A 20,818-nucleotide genomic window follows, 5' to 3' on the forward strand; every position below is an offset into this window, starting at 1 on the left:
TTTTTCTGTACCACTACAGAGAGTCTAACTATGCGCTCGTTAATGTTGAGATGTTAGAAACAATGATCAATATCATATCGAATGAACTCCAGAGTATCGATTCTTCTGTTTGATTCTAGTATTATCACCGCCAATTAATACTCGTAATAAAGTGTTTTCGTTTGATGATGAGTAGGTAGTTCGAGATGCAAACGCATCTCCAAACGAATAGAAAACTCACACTCTAATTTGACATTTGTTAAACAAACGGTTGCGATGATAATTGGTTTTAGGATGTAATTGTCTACCTCATCTTTATTGTGACGTGAACAAAAGGCTTAATATCGCTATGGAAGAAAATAAGAAAATTCGAATCGCAGTTGTTGGTTGTGGTCGTATATCAAAGAATCATTTTGGCTCAATTGAGCAGTTACAGGATGAGTTTGAGCTTGTAGCTGTATGTGACAATCAACCGAAAGTCCTTGAAGAGCACGCAAATGAATATAATGTTCCGGGATACCTTTCTATCGACGAATTACTTCAAAAAGAACAACTTGATTTGGTTACGCTATGTACTCCTAGTGGTCTCCACGCTTCTCAAACAATTAAAGCCGCTACAAAAAAGGTTAATGTGATTACAGAGAAACCTATGGCCACGAAATGGGAAGATGGGCTCGCCATGGTGAAGGCTTGTGAAGAGGCTGGAGTTCATCTTTTTGTTGTTAAACAAAACAGAAGAAATTCAACTTTACAGCTTCTAAAACGAGTTGTTGAAGAAAAGCGCTTCGGAAAGATCCATATGGTTCATTTAAATGTCTTTTGGACTCGGCCGCAAGAGTATTATGACCGTGCGGATTGGTCTGGGACTTGGCATATGGACGGTGGAGCGTTTATGAACCAAGCCACGCACTACGTTGATTTGATGCATTGGTTAATAGGACCAGTAGAGAAAATTCATGCAATGACTTCAACGCATCGAGATATTGAAGTTGAAGATTCTGGTGTAGTGAATATTAAGTGGCGAAATGGTGCATTAGGGTCAATGGCGGTTACTATGTGTACATATCCAAACAACCTTGAAGGTTCTATTACTATTCTAGGGGAAAAAGGTACCGTGCGTGTTGGTGGGGTAGCTGTGAACGAGATTCAAGAGTGGAAGTTTGAAGATACTCGTGACTATGATTCAGGAATTGAAGAAGCGAATTATCAAACCACTTCAGTTTACGGATTTGGGCATCCACCTTACTTCCAAAATGTCGCTGATGTTCTTCGTGGTAAAGCAAAGCCTGAAACAGATGGTCGAGAAGGTCTAAAATCTTTGGAGCTGCTGATAAGCACTTATCGCTCGGCCCGCGATGGTAAAGAAGTTGGTTTGCCACTGAATTTATAAATAATCTTGAGATGTAAAAATGACATTTGAATCATTAAAAATAGGAATTATTGGGCTGGGTTATGTGGGTTTACCTTTGGCCGTGGAATTTGGAAAGAAGTTCCCTACATGTGGATTTGATATTAATGAAAATCGCGTGGATGAGCTAAAGGGGGGAGAAGACTCAACTCTAGAATGTTCATCAGAGGAGCTAAAGCAAGCCACTAGGCTAAGGTACACTTCCAAGCTTGATGATATCGCTGATTGCAATTTCTACATTGTTACTGTGCCAACTCCTATTACTGAAGAAAATAACCCAGATCTTACACCACTTAAAAAGGCTTCAGAAGCGCTTTCCAAGGTAGTAAGCCAAAATGACATTGTTGTTTTTGAATCTACCGTCTATCCGGGTGCGACAGAAGAAGTCTGTGTGCCAATCATCGAGAAGTTATCAGGCCTGATTTTCAACAAAGACTTTTTTGTAGGTTATAGCCCTGAGCGTATCAATCCAGGTGACAAAGTTAATCGACTGACATCCATTATTAAGATTACATCAGGTTCGACTAAAGATGCAGCCGATTACGTTGATGAAGTGTACAAGTCTATTGTGGAAGCCGGAACTCACAAAGCATCTTCAATTAAAGTGGCAGAAGCCGCCAAAGTGATAGAGAATACTCAGCGAGATCTAAACATCGCGATTATCAATGAGTTTGCTAAAATTTTTAACAAGCTAAATATTGACACAGAAGAAGTGTTGAAAGCTGCAGGGACAAAATGGAACTTCCTACCATTTAAACCTGGCCTTGTGGGCGGGCACTGTATAAGTGTTGATCCTTATTACCTTACTCATAAAGCCTTAGAAGTCGGCTATCGCCCAGAAGTTATTCTAGCAGGGCGTCGTATCAACGATGGTATGGGTGAGTACGTGGCAACACAACTTGTTAAAAAGTTGGCAAGTAAAAAAATACATATTGATGAAGCTAAAGTACTTATTATGGGATTCACCTTCAAAGGTGATTGCCCAGATGTTCGCAATACAAAAATTATTGATATTGTAAAAGAGCTCAAAGATTTCAATATGTCCGTTGATGTCTACGATAAATGGGCGTCAAAAGAAGAAGTACACAATGAGTATTCAATTGAACTCATTGATGAACTACAAGAAGGTGCTTATGATGCGATTGTGTTGGCTGTAGATCATAGCGAAACTAAAGCTCTCGGAGCAGAGGCTTTACGAAAACTCGGCAAGCCGAATCATGTTCTCTATGATGTTAAGCATGTATTAGACGTATCTGAAGCGGATATTCGTTTATAAGTTCATTAGGAATAAGGGAGTCTTAGGTTCCCTTATTTCACTAAGAGTTAGTATGAATTATTTCAAGCATGAAACAGCAATTATCGACGATGGGGCAGAAATTGGAGATAAATGCAGAGTTTGGCATTGGGCGCATGTATGCTCAGGTGCGAAAATCGGTAAAGGCGTGTCACTCGGGCAGAACGTTTTTGTAGGAAATAAAGTGACGATTGGTAATCACTGCAAAATACAAAATAATGTCTCAGTGTACGATAACGTTCATTTAGAAGAGGGGGTTTTTTGCGGCCCTAGTATGGTCTTCACCAATGTATATAATCCACGCTCCCTAATTGAACGAAAAGACCAATATCTTAATACTGTAGTGAAAAAAGGTGCTACGTTAGGTGCCAACTCAACGATTGTTTGTGGAACAACCATTGGTGAGTATGCTTTTATCGGTGCTGGTGCACTAATAAACAAAGACGTTAAACCTTTTGCTTTGATGGTCGGAGTTCCTGCTAGACAGATTGGTTGGATGAGCATTTTTGGCGAACAACTTGATTTGCCATTAAAAGGTGATTTAGAAGTTAAGTGTCCAAATACTGATGCTATTTATCGATTAGATGGCTCAGATCTTAAGATAGTCGAAGAGTAGTTAATAAGATGCAATTCATAGATTTAGAAACGCAATATAAGCACTTAAAACAAAAAATAGACGCTCGCATAAGCGATGTGTTAAACCATGGCCAATACATCATGGGACCAGAGGTTTATGAGTTAGAAGATAAGTTGGCAGAGTTTGTTGGCGTTAAGCATGCTATTACATGTGCTAATGGAACAGACGCATTAACACTATCTATGATGGCATTGAATATCCGAGAAGGTGATGCTGTTTTCTGTCCCACTTTTACCTTTTTCGCTACTGCTGAAACTATCGCTTTTGCAAATGCAACCCCTGTATTTGTTGACTCAGATGAAACAACTTTTAATATTTGTCCACAGTCACTAGTGAGTCAAATTGAAAAAACTATTTCCGAAGGAAAACTGGTTCCTAAGGCCATAATTTCTGTAGACTTATTTGGTTTGCCTGCAAACTATCCAGAAATTGAGGCAATTGCATCGAAATATGATTTGAAGTTAATTGAAGATGCAGCTCAAGGCTTTGGTGGTTCAATTAACGGTCAAATGGCGGGATCTTTTGGGGATATTGCTACTACGAGCTTCTTTCCTGCAAAACCGCTAGGCTGCTATGGAGATGGTGGTGCAATTTTTACCAACAGCGATGAGTATGCGAGTCTACTTCGTTCCTATCGAATCCACGGCAAGGGAGAAGACAAATACGATAATGTTCGCATCGGTGTGAATAGTCGTCTAGATACAATTCAAGCTGCAATACTGCTTGAAAAGTTATCAGAGTTCCCTATTGAAATGGTTGCGAGAAACTCGTTAGCTGAACGCTATAAATCTGAATATTCCAATTTGTACCTCACTCCAGTTGTACCTGAAGGTTATGTTAGCTCCTGGGCTCAGTATACTTTGCGTAGCAACGACCGTGTGAGTTCAATGCAGAGTTTCTCGGAGCGAGGTATTCCGACAATGGTCTACTACAGGACATGTATGCATGAGCAAACGGCGTTTGCATACTTGGGTTATAAAAAAGGCGACTTTCCTGTTGCAGAAAAATTGTCGGGTGAAGTTTTTAGTATACCAATGCATGGGTATATGGATCGTCAAAAATGAAGCGTGGGCTGGTAGGAAATAGCTTTATTTATTTGTTTTCCAATATACTTAATGCTGCTATTCCTTTTCTTCTGCTACCTATTCTTACCAGAATATTAGACCCTGAAGGTTATGGTATGGTAACTATGTTTACTATGACAGTTACCATTTTGGGTGCATTTGTCGGCTTAAGTGTGAATGGTGCTGTCAGCGTAAAGTACTTTAAACTTTCTCACAAAGAGCTTTCAGAGTATGTTACTTCCGCATTTCTAGTCCTAATATCTAGCTTCATACTAATATCTTTTGTTGTATTGCTTTTAGGTGATCTGGTATCAAAGTATATACTTCTATCGAAAGAGTGGATATTAATAGCCTTGCTTGCTTCCATGCTCACTTTTGTTATTAATATCCGGTTAGTTCTTCTCCAAGTTAGGCAGAAAGCGGTTAAGTATGGTATATTTCAGATTTCTTATACATTGACAAATATTATTTTGTCTTTATGTATTCTCTATTACTATAACAACTCATGGGAAGGTCGAGTTTCTGGAATATTTATTGCTTCCGTTATATTTTCAGTTATTTCAGTGTTTTTTCTTTTTAAGAATAGCGATATTGGATTTAGCATTAAGTTGTGCTTTGTTAAAGATATACTCAAATTTGGTATACCTCTAATTCCTCATGCGATATCTGCAATAGTGCTAGTTATGGTAGACAGAATAATCATTGCTACCCTTCTAGGTGATCATGCAGTTGGTATATATACCGTTGGATTGCAGCTAGCAATGGGGATGGCTATTATCGCTGATGCCTTTGTTAAGGCGTATGGACCATGGATTTATAAACTGTTGAGTCGCGAAGACAAACAAAGTAGCCAGATAGTAGTCGGAGCAACGTATGTGGTGTTTTTGATGTTTACGATAATAGTAATACCAGCCTATTTGACTCTAAACTTAGTATTCGAGTACCTGATAGGTGAAGAGTATCACTCTACAATGCAGTTTATAATTTGGTTCCTGATAGGCAACGCATTTACCGGAATGTATTATGCGGTAGCCGGGTTTTATTTTTTCTCTCAAAGAACGGGCTGGTTATCTTTAGTCAGCGTGTCTTCTGGTATATTCTCAGCTGTTCTCACTTATTTTTTAGTAAAAGACTATGGCTTGCTAGGAGGTGCAGTTTCTTTTGCCATAAGCAATAGCTTTATGTTTTTATTAGCTTTGATTTTGTCGCCGAAGGTGATAAGACTACCTTGGCATAGTGTCCAAACTTCAGTTGTTTTATTTATAAGAGAATTACGTGGTGAAAATATTAGCATTGATCATCAGTAAGGTTTTTTTAAAATTTTCGTACTATTACTGGTATTGTATTTACTACTCATATAGAGATAAATATCTACTACCGAAAACTTTTAAATTCAATGGGGTACATATACTATTTTATGGTGATGGAAACATAAATGTGGGTGAGCACTCTTATATTGGGGACTTTTCAACTGTTCAGGCAGTGAAAGGTGCAAATGTCAATATAGGCTCCCATTGCCAAATATCGCATAATGTAAGAATCTATACTCAGTCAAACATAGCCAATACTGATTTCAGTAAACAAGTGAATATGAAGACTGCAGATGTCAGTATAGGTAGTTACTGTTGGATTGGGGCTAATGTCTTTATCAATCCAGGGATAGAAGTAGGTAACAACTCGGTAGTAGGGGCTAACTCGGTTGTTACTAAGAATATACCAGAGAATGAAATATGGGCGGGCGTACCTGCAAAATTCATTCGGAAGAAGACAATTTAGCTTAGGTGCTTATGTCTATAATGTTTTGTTTTTATTGAGATTTAAGGTAGTAAAATGTTAAACAATAAAAATGTACTGATCACAGGTGGCACAGGTTCGTTCGGCAAACAGTTTATTAAAACGATCCTTGAACGTTATTCTGATGTACGAAAAATAATCATCTATTCTCGAGATGAGCTTAAACAGTTTGAAATACGTCAGCAATATCCTGCAAATCAATATCCTCAATTACGTTTTTTTATTGGCGATGTCCGTGATCAGCAGAGAATGATTCAGGCATGTGAAAATGTAGACGTTATCATTCATGCAGCTGCAATTAAGCAAGTTGACACGGCTGAGTACAATCCAACTGAATGTATTCGTACTAATGTTACCGGTGCTGAAAATGTAATCAATGCTGCGTTACAGTGCGGTGTGCGCGATGTTGTAGCACTTTCGACGGATAAAGCTTGTGCACCTATAAATTTGTATGGTGCGACCAAACTGGCATCTGACAAGCTCTTTACTGCGGCTAATAATATCAGAGGTTCGAAGGATATTCGTTTTAGTGTTGTACGTTACGGCAATGTTATGGGATCCCGGGGCTCTGTTATCCCGTTTTTCTTAAGTAAGAAACAAGAAGGTGTATTGCCTATTACTCACAAAGATATGACTAGATTTAATATATCTTTGCAAGATGGTGTAAATATGGTGATGTACGCGCTTGAAAACCATTTAGGTGGTGAAATATTCGTGCCTAAAATCCCTTCCTACAAGATTTTAGACATAGCCAAAGCCGTTGCACCAGAGTGTGAAACTAAAGTTGTTGGCATTCGTCCAGGGGAAAAGCTGCACGAGGAAATGATCACTGATACTGACTCTTTAAACACAATTGATTTAGGTAAGTATTATGCAATTCTTCCTTCTGTATCGCTGATCTATTCAGAAGATGAGTATATGGCTCACCATAAAGCGGAGAAAGTTCCTTTTGGGTTCAAGTATAATTCGGGTACAAACACCGACTGGGAAACGGTCGAAGGTTTGCGAGAATTGATTTTAGAACATGTTGATCCTAATTTTTCAGTGTGAGTGTGAGTGTGAGTGTGATTCCATACGGAAAGCAAGAAATTACACAGCAAGATATAGATAGTGTAATTGACGTATTACAGTCTGATTTTCTGACACAAGGACCGAAAGTTCCAGAGTTTGAAGGTTTACTCGTTACCCATACAAAAGCAGAGCATGCTATAGCTGTAAACAGTGCAACGTCTGCGCTTCACATTGCTTGCCTTGCTCTTGGCTTGGGGCCAGGTGACTATTTGTGGACCTCGCCAACAACCTTTGTTGCATCTGCCAACTGTGGCTTATACTGTGGAGCAGAGGTAGATTTCGTTGACATCGACCCAATCACCTACAACATGTGCCCTTTAAAGCTCGAAGAAAAGCTCATTCAAGCTCGAGCTAAAAATAAGTTGCCAAAAGTCGTTGTTCCAGTTCATTTATGTGGCCAACCATGTGACATGCAAGCGATTCGTAAGTTAGCTAAGGAGTATGGCTTCAAAGTTATTGAGGATGCTTCACATGCGATTGGAGGAGCTTATCAAGACCAGCCTATTGGAAACTGCAAGTTCTCAGATATCACAGTATTTAGTTTTCACCCAGTGAAAATCATTACAACAGCTGAAGGTGGCGCTGCGACGACTAATGACAAGTACCTAGCTGAAAAAATGCGATTACTTCGCAGTCACGGGATCACCCGAGATCAGGAGCAAATGGAGAATGAAAGCCATGGTGGGTGGTATTATGAGCAAGTCGATTTGGGTTTTAACTATCGAATGACAGAGCTTCAAGCCGCATTGGGCGTTTCACAGATCCTGAGGTTAAAGCCGTTTGTTGGCGAAAGACATCGCTTGGCTGAGCGCTATAACCATTTACTTGAAGCTTTGCCAATTGTGCTACCTTATCAAAGTGTTGACTCCTACTCTGGATTGCATCTTTACGTTATTCGCCTAAAGCTAGATGAAATTTCCCTTACTCATTGTGAGGTATTTGATAGGTTGAGAAGTAAAGGTATAGGAGTTAACTTGCACTATATACCAGTCCACACTCAGCCTTACTACCAAAAAATGGGCTTTCAATGGGGAGATTTCCCTGAATCTGAAAAATACTACCGCGAAGCGATTTCCTTGCCTATGTTCCACTTGATGACAGAACAACAGCAAGATGAAGTAGTTCGAGCTTTGTCCGAGATTTTGGAGGAAGAATGAGAGTAGCAATTATTCCTGCACGGGGAGGTAGTAAACGTATACCACGAAAGAATATAAAGCTTTTTCATGGTAAACCAATGATTGCTTACTCAATACAGGCTGCGTTGCAATCAGGGTGTTTCGATAAAGTGATTGTTTCTACTGATGATCAAGAAATAGCCCAAGTTGCTCGTCAGTATGGTGCTGACATCCCTTTTATTCGTCCAGCAAGCATATCAGATGACTACGCAACGACTATAGATGTTATTAATCATGCAGTTAAGTGGTGTGAAACAGAAGGGTGGGCTATCGACGCAGTGTGTTGTCTATACGCTACTGCTCCATTCGTTCAGCCAAAGGATCTACAAAAAGGGCTAGAGAAGCTCGAAAGTGAACCACATTGTAAATATGTCTTCAGCGCAACTGAGTTTCCTTTTCCAATACAGAGGGCAATTAAGCTTTCAAGTGATGGGGAGGTAAGCATGTTTTCTAGCGAATATGAGAAGACTCGTTCACAAGACTTAGAGAACGCTTATCACGATGCGGGGCAGTTCTACTGGGGGAGAAAGAGTGCTTTTCTTAATCGTGATTCCTTTTTTTCTTCCCACTCTAAAGTTGTGTTGTTACCCCGCGCTAGGGTTCAGGATATTGATACTAAGGATGATTGGGAGTTTGCTGAGCTACTGTACTCCTTGATCGAAGCATGAATAGTATGAAAGTCATATTTCGAGCGGATGCATCGACAATGATTGGTACAGGACATATTATGAGGTGTCTTGTCGTTGCCGACGCGTTGAGAGAACAGAACTACGCCGTTTCTTTTGCTTGTATTCCTCAGGAGGGAGATATGATCCCTTACATAGAGAATAGAGGCTATGAGGTTCTTACGCTTTCTGCTAGTTCTGACTTGGCAAATGTTGATGAATTAAATTATTCGACTTGGTTGCTTCAGTCAGAGAAAGATGACGCTATTGAGTTTGCTCATCTTGTAGGCTCGGCAGAAATTGTAGTTGTAGATCATTACGCAATTGGTAAGAGTTGGCACAAGCAAGTTATTAACCAGTTGAATTGCTTCTTGGTTGCTATCGATGATCTTGTTCGAGAACATCATGCAGATTTGATTATAGATCAAACTCTTGGAAGGACACCTGAAGAGTACAGTGGCAGGGGGAAAGTCCTTTCTGGTATCGACTATGCTATGGTTGCGCCAAAGTTTTCGAAGCTTAGAGCTCAAGCAGTAAGTAAAGTATTTAATGATAAAAAGCCCAAAATACTCGTCTCGATGGGGGGGGTGGATCAGCAGAATGCGACTTTGCAGTCGCTTCAAGCTTTGGTCGGACAGGTTGATGCTAATTTTACAGTTTTACTTGGACCTAGATCACCTCACTTTCAAGTCGTAAGGGATTGGTGTGCTCTACATGAAAATATAGAGCATAAAGAGTTCGAGAGCGATATGGCTCGTTTGATGCTTGAACACGATATAGCCATAGGGGCTCCTGGAACAACTAGTTGGGAAAGGGCTTGCTTAGGTTTACCAAGTATCCTCATTCCACTTGCAGACAACCAAAAGACAGTCTGTGAGCAGCTTTTAAAGTGTAATTCGGTATTGACTGTATCCCTAGATGAAATTGGCAACTTACTCTTAAATCAATATTATGAACTTGTATCTCGATGGTCACAGTACCATGCCAATAATCTCAAGTTGTGTGATGGATTGGGTGTGCAAAGAGTTACATTTGAAATACATAAGAATTTTAAGCCAAAAACATCAATAGACTTGAGCCTTAGAAAAGCAACGCAGAACGACATCAAAACAGTATATGACTGGCAGAGTCATCCTAGCACTCGCAAGTTTGCATTGAATACTGAAGTACCGTCGTGGGATTCACATTATAGATGGATGAGTCAAAAATTAGAAAGCAAATGTGACTATTTTTACATCATCTTCGATAGCGGTTCAGGAGATAAATTGGGTGTCTTAAGGCTAGATTTAACTGAGCCTGATAATTATTTGGTTTCAATTTATGTTTCACCTGAACATTATGGTCGAGGAATTGCTTTAGCTGCATTGAACATAGTAAGTGAGTTGCACTCTGATATGACCCTCCATGCCACAGTATTGGAAGAAAATACGGCTTCTCATCGGTTATTTAAAAAAGCGAAGTTTATACAAATAGACTCAAGAAGTTACATTCGCTACGCAAGTTAAGAGACATAGCATGACATATATTACAATTGACGGTCGAAAAATCGGTCCAGAATATCCACCTTACATAATTGCGGAGCTTTCAGCCAATCACAATGGTGATATCAACCGTGCTTTTCAAATTATGGAAGAAGCAAAAAAGGCGGGTGCAGATGCGATTAAGTTGCAGACATATACGCATGAAACTATAACAATTGATTGCGATAGTGAGGAATTCCAAATACATGGTGGGTTGTGGGATGGTAAGACGCTCTACAAATTATATGAAGAAGCTCATATGCCTTGGGAATGGCATGAACCGCTTTTCAAGAAAGCCAAAGAGTTAGGTATAACAATTTTTAGTTCCCCATTTGACTTCACAGCCGTAGATCTTCTAGAGCAATTGGATGCACCAGCCTATAAGATAGCTTCTTTTGAAATAATCGATTTGCCGTTGATTAAGCGAGTAGCTCAAACCGGAAAGCCGATGATTATTTCTACGGGTATGGCTAATGAAGAGGAAATCGCTGAAGCGATTAAAACGGCAAAACAGAATGGCTGTACTGAGTTGGTAGTTTTACATTGTGTCAGTGGCTACCCTGCCCCAGCAGAGCAATACAACTTGCGGACTATCAATGATATAAGCGGTAGATTTGGTGTTATTTCGGGTTTGTCTGATCATACAGTCGACAATGCAACAGCAGTAGCATCTGTGGTTTTAGGTGCTAGTGTTATTGAGAAACACGTAACCTTGGATAGAAATGGTGGTGGTGCTGATGACAGCTTTTCAATTGAACCGCCTGAACTCTACGCGTTGTGTAAAGATGCTTCAACGGCTTGGAAGTCCTTGGGAAGAGTAAGCTATGAACGAACAGAAGCAGAGAAAGGAAATGCTAAGTTTCGTCGCTCCCTCTATATCGTAGAAGATGTAAAAAAAGGGGAAGTGTTAAGTAAAAAAAATATTAGAAGTATACGCCCTGGTTACGGCTTAGAACCTAAGTACTATGAAGAAGTACTTGGTAAACGAGTAAAGATAGATCTTTCTAGGGGGACTGCTCTTTCTTTTGATCATTTAGAGAAATAATGTGGCGATGAAATATTGCAAAAAATGTTTGACAACTGACCTGAGACCAAATGCTTTATTCAATGATGGTGTATGCATTGCGTGCCATTATTCTACGGAAGACCTTCGAAGCAATGCTCAAATAAAGCTCAAGATCTTACGGGAAAAAATCAAGGCTAGTAGAAGAAAGCAGCGTAATAAGGATGCATACGACTGCATAGTTGGTGTTAGTGGTGGTAAAGATAGTACACGCCAAGCTCATTGGGTACGTGATCGTTTAGGCTTAAGGCCTTTGCTGGTTTGCTGCGCTTACCCGCCAAAACAAATGTCAGATATTGGAGCTCAAAACTTAACAAACCTTATCGAAATGGGGTTTGACGTCATCGCAGCGACACCAGCTCCTCAGACAGCAGCTAAGTTGGCACTGGAGTCATTTCAACAATTTGGTAATGTATGTAAATCGACTGAAATGTCTTTGTTCTCAACAGTACCTCGTCTAGCAATTGAACTTGGTGTAAATACGATCTTTTGGGGTGAGAACCCTGCGTTACAAGTTGGAGATTCTGCTGTGGAAGGGTTTGATGAGTTTGACGGTAATAATCTTAGAAAACTCAACACTTTGACAGCAGGTGGAACTGAATGGATAAAAGAGGCAGTTCCTCATTCTTACTTAGGTGAGCATTATTTTTATCCGAATGAAATAGAATTCGAAAAGAGAAAGATCAATATTTTCTACTTAGGTCCTGCGTGGGATGACTGGAGCAATGATGACAACTCTATATACGCATCTCTGCAAGGGTTAACCTTGCGTCCAGGAGAAGAGCTAGAAACTGGTGATCTATCAAACGCTTCAATGCTTGATGAGGAATTTACCAACATCAATATGATGCTTAAATATTACAAGTTTGGTTTTGGTCGGGCGACCGATGCCGTTAACGAAAAAATACGTTCGGGCAAACTTAGCCGAGAAGAAGCTATTAAAATTGCAGAACAATACGACGGTGTTTGTTCAGATAGAATTATCAATAATTTTGCTAGGTATGTTGGTATCTCAGAGACTGAATTCTGGAATATTGCGAATCAATGGGTTAACGGCGATATATTTGATATCAAAGAAGGTAGGCGTCCTATCAGAAAGTTTAAGGTAGGAAGCAATTATGAAGGTTAATATCTTAGATATAGGTAGTGGCAATGTTAGCTCTATTCAGTTCTGGCTCGAAAACTCCAATATTGGTTCTCAAGTCGTAAACGAGCCTAATGGAATAAATAGTGACTTACTTATTTTACCAGGAGTAGGGTCTGCGGGGTCATACATGAAGCGTTTGAAGGATGGTAGGTTTGATCAAGCCATCTTAGAGCATCTAGATAAAGGAGGTCGCCTGTTAGGCATTTGTTTGGGTTTTCAAATTATGTCGAATTGGTCAGAGGAAGACGGGGGAGTCAAAGGTCTCGGCATCATTTCTGGCCGCGTCGAACGGTTGCCGCATAATATGTCTCACAATAGTTGGGAGGCCATTAACTTTAACAGAACTAAGTTGTTAGGGCAGAGCTTAAACAACAAGATGAACTACAGCAGGAAGCGCATTTTGAATGGTCGTGTTTTTTATAATCATGAATATGGTTTTGTTAATGATGATAAAGAAGCGTTTACGGTACCTGTCTCTAAACAGCTAGAACAGTACAGTGGCTTTTTGGTGAAAGATAACATTATTGGTATCCAATTCCATCCTGAAAAAAGTCAACGAACAGGTGCTGAATTAATATCAATGATTATATAGGCACAGAATTTATGCGAATTGGGTCAGTAGTACTATTTTACGAACAGTTTTGCCTCCAGTCCTATAACTGGGAAGCAAAGAGGCCGCTAGGCGACTTACAAAGGGTCTTGGACTCTTTAGAAGAATACCAATGTGATGAGATTGCGATTATTCGTCCTGTCAGGCTCAATAATTGTAACTATAAATCAGATGTAGAGCACCTTAAGTCTGTCAAAACAATGACTCCTATTAGTTTTGGAGGAGGGATTCGCTCGGTTGAAGACTTGATGTTGTTAAAGGGAATACCTGTCGAACGCTTAGTGTTTTCTTCCTCTTTTTTGGATAAAAACAAGCAGTTGATTGGAATGGCAACTCAACTTTTTGGTAAACAAGCCATACAGTGTCTGTTACCTATGGTTAAAAATGATGATGGTGTATTTGTCTACCGTTCAGACAAAGAAAATCTTATCCCTATAAATGAGATAGACCTCGATTTTATCGAGCAGCATGCGAATGAAATTATTGTCGTAGACACTCACCATGAAGGCTTAAATGACGAGTTTGATTGGGTATTAGTCGATGAGCTAGGCTTCGCTGCAGAAAAACTAGTTGTAAGTGGAGGGGTTGGGTATCAGACAGTTAAAGAAGCGAAGAAGCGAAACGTCGCTTCAGTGCTAATTGATAATAAAGTTCTTCACAAAGAAACGTCTGTAATAGGTTATAGAAATGCAGCAACAATGTCCTAAGTGCTTATATCCATCTAGTCACCCTTTTGGAATTGTCATCTCTAGTTCGAACTGCTCTGGTTGTAAAACTCATGAAGAAAAAAATTCTATCGACTGGAAGAGTAAGAGAGAAATATTAGAGGGTGTAATCAAACCTTATAGAAAAGCGCATAGTCAATACGACTGTGTTGTTCCTGTCGTGGGGGATGCAGAAGATTTCTATACTTTGTCGCTAGTGTTAGAGCTAGGTTTAGCCCCCTTAGTGGTTTGCGTCAATGATTACTTTAAGAATGACATTGGCTGGAAAAATCTTCATCAACTCATTACTTATTTTGACGTTGATTCATTCACGTTCAACCCCGATATGCGTGTATATAAAGATTTAGTTCGCACATCTTTAAGAAAATTTGATCATATTCTATTGCCATTTTTACAGCTACATACATCTTTTCCAGTTCATGTGGCCTACGAAAGAAAGATACCGCTTATCATCTGGGGGCAGAATCAAGCTGTTGAGCAAGTTGGAAAATTCTCTCATTTTGACTGCGCGGAAATGAGTCGGTGGAGTCGTCGTGAGCATGATCTATTTGGCAAGGAAATAGAGACAGCTATAGGGAACGGAGCCCAAATAGATGAAAGGTGTTTGAATTATTACCGCTACCCAAATACAACAGATCTGGGTCGTAGAAAAGTTAGAGGTTTGTACCTTAGTAACTACTATAAGTGGGATCCGTTAAAGCAAAATCAAAGTGTTACGGACATGGGCTTTATACCTCAGCGAAATACCAGTTCTTTTGATGTATATGAGCGAGCGGGAAGCTCTGTTTATTATGATTTCCACGATCTCTTGAAGTATAAAAGGCAAGGGTATAGGAAAGTAACTGACCATGTAGCAAGAGAGGTACGGCATAAACGACTTCTTACGACTGAAGGTCAAGCTATAGTAGATTTTTATACTCAATCTAAAACCGATATAGAGCCTTTTTTTAAATGGCTGGGTGTGACAAAAAGCGGCTTAGATTGGTACAAAATGCATCGGCTACAGAATATGTTGCATCTAATTGGCGAGCCCTTATCAAACGAGATTACCCTCCCGAGCAGGTTAGCATCGTTGTTAAATGATGGACAAGTACAAAGTGAGAAACACGTGATTTTTGGTAAAGGCCTACACATATAAATACTGGGCGTTATAACTTGGCTGAATGCATGGTGTTCCTCCGATATTCTATTGATAACTTATAATTTTATTGAAAGGTTTATATTCGCTTATGAGAGAAGTGGCATCAGAAGTCTATACATTAGTTGAGAAAGAATCTTTAGTTTTAGAATCACAGTCTATTCTAGTCAACGATGATAATATCGTGGCTGATACAGTGTATTCTGCTATTTCTCCTGGTACCGAGAAGGCTGCTTGGTTAGGGAAGCCGCCCTTACGTCCGAGCAAACAGTATCCACGATTACAAGGTTACTGTAACGTGGCTAGAGTCAAATGGGTTGGCGAAAATGTAGAAGGTATTCAGATTGGAGATTATATCCTTACACATCAATCACATCGAAGTGTAGTGGTTGTCAATAAGGCAGAAATTCTTGTCCGATATTCTCAATTGGATGATGCTGAGCAAAAAGATATCTGTCTTACTTACTTGTATCACCTTGGATATAGTGCTTTGAAAAAAGCAGAGTATTTTCCAGGGCATAAGGTTGCAGTAATTGGCTGTGGAGCACTGGGATTTACAACGTCAGCACTACTAAAGTCGTTTGGTGCTAGACCAACAATAGTAACAGGCAAAGCCGAGCTGGTTAATGAACAGTTCGTTGACGGTGGAGTCGATGTTTTGGACAAGAAGGACGTTCTTTCATGTGCTGATAAGGCTTCGTTTGATATCGTCATCAATACTTCCGACTCATGGGAAGATTATGTCAATGGACTTGAATTACTTCGAACTGGTGGAACGTGTGTGTTGTTGGGTTTCCCCGGTCGCGGCGAAAACCTACCAAGCTTTAATCCTTTAGATTCTCGATTGATGTATGATAAGCAGCTTTCACTACATTATGCTGGTTATGTGTGTGAATCGGATATAGATATGCAGGATGTAAGATTTACATTGAAGCGCAACATGAGTTACCTAGCCTCACTTATCTTAGAAAAGAAGTTGTCTACGAATGCATTAAAGCAGTTAGTTGTTTCATATGATGAACTTGATAAACTCTATGAGCTTTTGACCGAGCGTAAGACTAACTCGTTAACGGGAATACTAAAATGGCTTTAAAAGTTGGAATTGTAGGTTGTGGGCGGATGGGAGCTTTGCGCTCCAATAGATTACAAGGAGTTTTACCTCCTGGCTGGCTTCCTGTGTCTCATATGGAGTCTGTTATCGAATCCCCACAGGCTAACGTAATAGGTGTTGCAGATGTAAGTCAATCATCTTTAAATTATGTAAAAAACGAATACGGCGTTGAGAAGATATACACCGACTATTCCGATTTGCTAAAGAACGATATTGACATACTTACATGTGCAACTCGCACTCCAACTAAAGCAGATATACTGATACAAGCTATTGATGCTGGTGTTAAAGGTATTTATGTCGAGAAGCCGTTGTGTAATAGTTTAAAAGAATGCAACAGGATCTTGTTTGCAGCCCAAAAAAACAACGTTCTCCTTTCATACGGCGTTAACCGTAGGTTCCACGCTACTTACCTGAAAGCTAAAGAAATCACACAATCGAGAGAGTTAGGTGAATTAGTCGAAGTACGAGCAGACTTTGGCTTTTCACCTCTAATGTGGACTCACCCACATACTTTTGATCTACTTAATTTTTTTGGAGGCCAACCTACAGCTTTGAAGGCGATACTTCAAATTGAAGGTGATGCGGTCAATTTCGAAGAAAAAGTCGTAGATGCCGACCCTAAAATAGTTAGCGTAGAAATTGAATATGAAAATGGTGTGCTCGGTAAAATCAGCAAGTGTGGCGGAAACATAATTACATTAATGTTTGAGTACGGTGTTATTATTGTTCATGGTGATGGTGCAAATTTACAAATTATGCGTCGCCCTAGTAAAAGCTCTGAGTATTTTACCGACCAGACCTTTGTCAATCCGATGGGGGAACGAGGGGCAACTGTGACAGCAATTGATGATTTGGCAAATTCTTTAACAGAGAATAAGTGTTTGAACTACATATCCGATGTTGATATTCATAACAATATGTTATTGATATTAGGATGTGTTTGGTCTCAACTAAATGACTCATCTAAAATAGAACTCAAAGATATACCTGAAGAGTTGGTTCTGACAGGGCGTAGTGGTGAATACTTTGCTTAGTTCACTTAAAAATAGGATTCAGCAAATTCTTGTTTTTTTACTGAGGCTAGATACATTATCTGTATTGCTAAAGAAACATGATAAAGACAAATATTGTATTTTACTTAGTTGTCATGATGTAGATAGAGCTTTAATTCAGAATCAAGTTTATCACTCACCTTTGTTTATGGGTCTGAAAGTGGCTTTAAAGGAGAATGATATTTCCCATTATGAGCTAAGTAGCCCTCTTGGTGTATTAAGAAAACACCAGCTAACTAGAGGATGCTTATCTTTTAATTACCTCATACTGCTAATAAAAGTATATGCGTTGATACTTTCAAAATTAAATAAAAAGACTTCATTAGATATTAGAGTGGAGTTGGAAGGTCTTATATATAAACGTATACTAAAAAACCTAAATATCGATATTGTTTTTGCTATTGACCCTCCACATGGTTTGTGTAGTGCGTCCAGAGAACTCGGGGTTAAAGTGGTTGAGTTGATGCATGGTAACAATTACTCGATTACAGATGAGGTCTTTAGAGAAAAGTTTAATCGAATCGAAAAAACTTTACCTACAGATATTGTCGCTTTTGATGATTGTACCGCCGATACATTGAAAGTATTAACAGCCGATAAACGCATTAAAACACACAACTCTATAAATCCATGGCACAGTTATTGTGAAGAAATTGTGTCTATTAACTACCATAGTGTGAGGAATGATTTTGAGAAGAGAGTTCTTGTTTCGCTCCAATGGGGCTATGACGGTGAGCGGGAGCCACTGAGTAATATTTTAGACAATGGCGTAATTCACGATTCCTTGTTGTCTTTAATTAAGAACAATATTGACTGGATGTTTTTCATTAGATTGCATCCGATCCAAATGATACGTCCTTGGTATAAGAGACATCGACAGTTGATACAGCAGCTCAGTGATACTTATGAAAATGTAGAGTTTGAATATGCTTCCTCTTCCCCTTTAAGTATTATGTTGAAAAAAGTAGATCTTCATATCACGATGTCTAGTTGCTGTACTGGTGAGGCTGCAGAGCTAGGCGTACCAACATTGCTTCTTTGTCCGACATTGGAACAAGGGGGAGTCAACTATGGTCTTTTCCGTGAGCTACAATCAGAAAATAGTCAATTAATAGAGTATGGTAAGCTACGATACGATTATATCGAAAAGTGGGTAAGTAAAACCGATAGGCTGAGCTGCCAACTCCATACATGTAGCCGGGAAAAACTAGACTCATTCTATTTAGGTATATGTGAATTATGAGTAAGTACTTAGTTATTGCTTCTCCATCGATTGGTGGAGCAGAACGCAGGTTTTTTGATATTTTCAAAAGTATGAACAAAAATAAAGAAGATATTTACCTTGTTGCACCAAGTTCATTATTACAAAAACTAGACAATAACTATAAATTAAACGATAAGATCATTAGCATTGAACTAGCTCGATGGTCTTATGTTATGTTCTGTTTTCAATTTTACTTTGGTGTTGTGAGTAAATCATCGAAGGACGATACTTTTCACTATCCACTTAACCCCCCATTTTTTTTACATTATTTTCCAATTAGGAAGTTTTCAATATCATATTGCTACTGCTATGCAAAACCAAAGATATCTCTTAAATCAATAGGACTTAGTTTTCAGAGGATAGCGGGAGTATTTGCTAGCAAAGTCGATGTCCTAAGTCCAGCAGTTTATGATGAACTAAAAAAAAGTGACAAAAAATTTTCGCTTACTCCTGGTGGGTCATTTGTGGATGCTGCTGACTTTAATACCGATGGCAAGAAAAATGATGTTGCAATTATTTCTCGGCTTGAGCATGGAAAAGGTATTGACACCTATATCAAGATAGTTGAATTGCTGAAGAGTGCAGAGCTTGACTTAGTGCAACCTCTTCCAAAGTTCCGAATTTATGGGGAAGGTACACTGAAACAGCGGGTAGAGAATAAAGTCAGCGACCTATCTAATAGAGGAGTAGAGGTTACGTATAATGGGTTTGCTTCTCCTCAGGAAATTTTATCTGAGTCAGGAGTCGTCTTTTCGCTGCAAACCACAACTAATTACCCGTCAAGAGTAGTTGTTGAGTCATTACTCTCCGGGAGTCAAGTTATTGTTTTGAACTCCGGAGATACTCAAGAGTTTGGACAAGTTGTAGGTCTGCATTATCTAAACGAAGACTTAAGCAATTTAGTTGAGGTATTTAATGCGGTTTCTATTGAGAAAATGTCGACAGGGATAAAAAAAGACATATCTGAACAAGCGAAAGTAAAGTTCAATTCCCCTTCATATCTTGAGTACTATAAACGAGTGATGGAATGATGGTACGAGTGAAATCTAATGAAATTACCTTGTTTATATTCTATTTGGTTACTTCTTTGGTTGTTTTTTTATTTGATGATTATATACAAGTTTGGCATCAAAATGATTTTTCCTATTGGTTTTCTAGTGATGGTAGTGAATATTATAGACTTTATGAGAATTTCTCAAACCTTGAATTGAGCCTGTTTGAATTACTACGTTTAATTACTGTCGGTATGCCAGTTGCTTTGCTAATGTTATTTGATGGCAAAGTGGCTCCGGTTGTTTTTTTTGCCAACACGGTTTTTTTTATTTCGTTGGGTATTTACGGAAGAAAGTTGAATTTAAAAACCAGTTCTACTTTTTTGATTATAGTAATGATGCCGGCTTTGTTTTTTGGTTTTGTTGCAATTAACAAAGAAATGTTTTTGATATCGGGAACGTTACTATTTTTGTCTTATTATATTAGTGGAAGTAAAAAACTATTATTTCTTTCCGTATTAGTAATGTTGATGTCTCGTTCTTATATGTTGGTTTTTTATATATATGTAATTGCGGTATTTCCAAGAGGTTTGCCTTATGTTAGCTATAAGCGTTTGTTTCTGTCAATGATTACCATCAGTATTATCTGCCCTTTGGTGCTGTCCTCGGGGAAATTTGGTACAGCAGAGGACCTACTAGCAGGTTCAGGGGCGTTAGCCCAGCTTTTTGGAAGTGGTATACGTAAAGGGCTTTATTTTTTACTTTACCTTCCTAAGTACTTATTTCTAATTGTCATGAGAATGTGGAGCGCCTATATGGAAGGGTTGTTTGGTGATTACCAAGCAAACTTAAGAGACTTGCTATTGTCAATATATAGTATAGCTCTAATGTCTTGGGCTTTTATATCTACTCATCACTACAAAAGTTACGAGTTTAGGTTCCTGGTTATGGGAGTTTTCAGCCCTTTTCCGCTAATGTTCTCAGATATTGTTCATTGGCGTTACTATATTTTTTGCCTGCCATTTTTTATGACCTATATCATTTTAAGAAACAGTGAGTCCAAAATAAGTAAAAACAGCACCATGCTATCGAAGTAGCTTAGAAAT

General features: G+C 39.0%; 20 protein-coding genes. All 20 read left to right on the top strand.

Features of this window, described 5'->3' with window-relative positions; genetic code table 11:
- Positions 1-328 precede the first annotated feature (328 nt).
- The 20 genes from ZX61_RS08165 to ZX61_RS08260 all read left to right on the top strand — a co-directional run bounded on the left by ZX61_RS08165 (position 329) and on the right by ZX61_RS08260 (position 20,809).
- Complete coding sequence (locus ZX61_RS08165; protein ID WP_049844185.1) at positions 329-1,369, top strand: Gfo/Idh/MocA family protein; 1,041 nt, start codon at positions 329-331, stop codon at positions 1,367-1,369.
- A gap of 19 nt (positions 1,370-1,388) precedes the next feature.
- Positions 1,389-2,663, top strand: a complete 1,275-nt coding sequence (gene tviB, locus ZX61_RS08170) for a Vi polysaccharide biosynthesis UDP-N-acetylglucosamine C-6 dehydrogenase TviB (RefSeq protein ID WP_049844186.1) — start codon at positions 1,389-1,391, stop codon at positions 2,661-2,663.
- Positions 2,664-2,715: 52 nt separating this feature from the next.
- On the top strand, positions 2,716-3,297 hold the full coding sequence (locus ZX61_RS08175; RefSeq protein ID WP_049844187.1) for an acyltransferase: 582 nt from the start codon (positions 2,716-2,718) through the stop codon (positions 3,295-3,297).
- Positions 3,298-3,305: 8 nt separating this feature from the next.
- Entirely contained in the window at positions 3,306-4,382 is a 1,077-nt protein-coding gene (locus ZX61_RS08180) for a DegT/DnrJ/EryC1/StrS family aminotransferase (protein ID WP_049844188.1), read from the top strand.
- Positions 4,379-5,689: an oligosaccharide flippase family protein gene (locus tag ZX61_RS08185; RefSeq protein WP_049844189.1), complete on the top strand. Its 1,311-nt coding sequence runs from the start codon at positions 4,379-4,381 to the stop codon at positions 5,687-5,689. Before ZX61_RS08180 ends, ZX61_RS08185 begins: the two co-directional genes overlap by 4 nt.
- A 283-nt stretch (positions 5,690-5,972) precedes the next feature.
- Entirely contained in the window at positions 5,973-6,158 is a 186-nt protein-coding gene (locus tag ZX61_RS24535) for an acyltransferase (RefSeq protein WP_235431318.1), read from the top strand.
- Positions 6,159-6,212: 54 nt separating this feature from the next.
- Entirely contained in the window at positions 6,213-7,226 is a 1,014-nt protein-coding gene (gene pseB / locus ZX61_RS08195) for a UDP-N-acetylglucosamine 4,6-dehydratase (inverting) (protein ID WP_049844191.1), read from the top strand.
- 2 nt (positions 7,227-7,228) lie between these two features.
- Entirely contained in the window at positions 7,229-8,404 is a 1,176-nt protein-coding gene (pseC, locus tag ZX61_RS08200) for a UDP-4-amino-4,6-dideoxy-N-acetyl-beta-L-altrosamine transaminase (RefSeq protein ID WP_200904228.1), read from the top strand.
- On the top strand, positions 8,401-9,090 hold the full coding sequence (gene pseF, locus ZX61_RS08205; RefSeq protein WP_049844192.1) for a pseudaminic acid cytidylyltransferase: 690 nt from the start codon (positions 8,401-8,403) through the stop codon (positions 9,088-9,090). Before pseC ends, pseF begins: the two co-directional genes overlap by 4 nt.
- A gap of 5 nt (positions 9,091-9,095) precedes the next feature.
- Positions 9,096-10,592, top strand: a complete 1,497-nt coding sequence (gene pseG / locus ZX61_RS08210) for a UDP-2,4-diacetamido-2,4,6-trideoxy-beta-L-altropyranose hydrolase (protein WP_049844302.1) — start codon at positions 9,096-9,098, stop codon at positions 10,590-10,592.
- A 10-nt stretch (positions 10,593-10,602) separates the two neighbouring features.
- Complete coding sequence (gene pseI, locus ZX61_RS08215; protein ID WP_049844193.1) at positions 10,603-11,652, top strand: pseudaminic acid synthase; 1,050 nt, start codon at positions 10,603-10,605, stop codon at positions 11,650-11,652.
- Positions 11,653-11,659: 7 nt separating this feature from the next.
- A complete protein-coding gene (locus ZX61_RS08220; protein ID WP_049844303.1) occupies positions 11,660-12,799 on the top strand; it encodes an N-acetyl sugar amidotransferase in 1,140 nt (379 codons plus the stop codon).
- Positions 12,789-13,409, top strand: coding sequence for an imidazole glycerol phosphate synthase subunit HisH (hisH, locus tag ZX61_RS08225; RefSeq protein WP_049844194.1), 621 nt, complete (start codon positions 12,789-12,791; stop codon positions 13,407-13,409). The genes ZX61_RS08220 and hisH overlap by 11 nt, the downstream gene beginning before the upstream one ends.
- A 107-nt stretch (positions 13,410-13,516) precedes the next feature.
- Positions 13,517-14,134, top strand: coding sequence for a HisA/HisF-related TIM barrel protein (locus ZX61_RS08230; RefSeq protein ID WP_235431312.1), 618 nt, complete (start codon positions 13,517-13,519; stop codon positions 14,132-14,134).
- Positions 14,115-15,290, top strand: coding sequence for an N-acetyl sugar amidotransferase (locus ZX61_RS08235; protein WP_049844196.1), 1,176 nt, complete (start codon positions 14,115-14,117; stop codon positions 15,288-15,290). Before ZX61_RS08230 ends, ZX61_RS08235 begins: the two co-directional genes overlap by 20 nt.
- A 91-nt stretch (positions 15,291-15,381) precedes the next feature.
- Positions 15,382-16,383 carry a zinc-dependent alcohol dehydrogenase gene (locus ZX61_RS08240; RefSeq protein WP_049844197.1) on the top strand — a complete coding sequence of 334 codons (1,002 nt, stop codon included), beginning with the start codon at positions 15,382-15,384 and terminating at the stop codon, positions 16,381-16,383.
- Entirely contained in the window at positions 16,374-17,438 is a 1,065-nt protein-coding gene (locus ZX61_RS08245) for a Gfo/Idh/MocA family protein (protein WP_082173435.1), read from the top strand. The genes ZX61_RS08240 and ZX61_RS08245 overlap by 10 nt, the downstream gene beginning before the upstream one ends.
- Positions 17,422-18,699 carry a hypothetical protein gene (locus ZX61_RS08250; protein ID WP_049844199.1) on the top strand — a complete coding sequence of 426 codons (1,278 nt, stop codon included), beginning with the start codon at positions 17,422-17,424 and terminating at the stop codon, positions 18,697-18,699. Before ZX61_RS08245 ends, ZX61_RS08250 begins: the two co-directional genes overlap by 17 nt.
- Positions 18,696-19,751, top strand: coding sequence for a glycosyltransferase (locus ZX61_RS08255; RefSeq protein ID WP_049844200.1), 1,056 nt, complete (start codon positions 18,696-18,698; stop codon positions 19,749-19,751). The genes ZX61_RS08250 and ZX61_RS08255 overlap by 4 nt, the downstream gene beginning before the upstream one ends.
- Complete coding sequence (locus ZX61_RS08260) at positions 19,748-20,809, top strand: hypothetical protein (RefSeq protein WP_049844201.1); 1,062 nt, start codon at positions 19,748-19,750, stop codon at positions 20,807-20,809. Before ZX61_RS08255 ends, ZX61_RS08260 begins: the two co-directional genes overlap by 4 nt.
- The last annotated feature ends 9 nt before the right edge of the window (positions 20,810-20,818 follow it).

Source organism: Vibrio sp. VPAP30, from assembly GCF_001188205.1.
In the GTDB taxonomy this organism is placed as follows: Bacteria; Pseudomonadota; Gammaproteobacteria; order Enterobacterales; family Vibrionaceae; genus Vibrio; species Vibrio bivalvicida.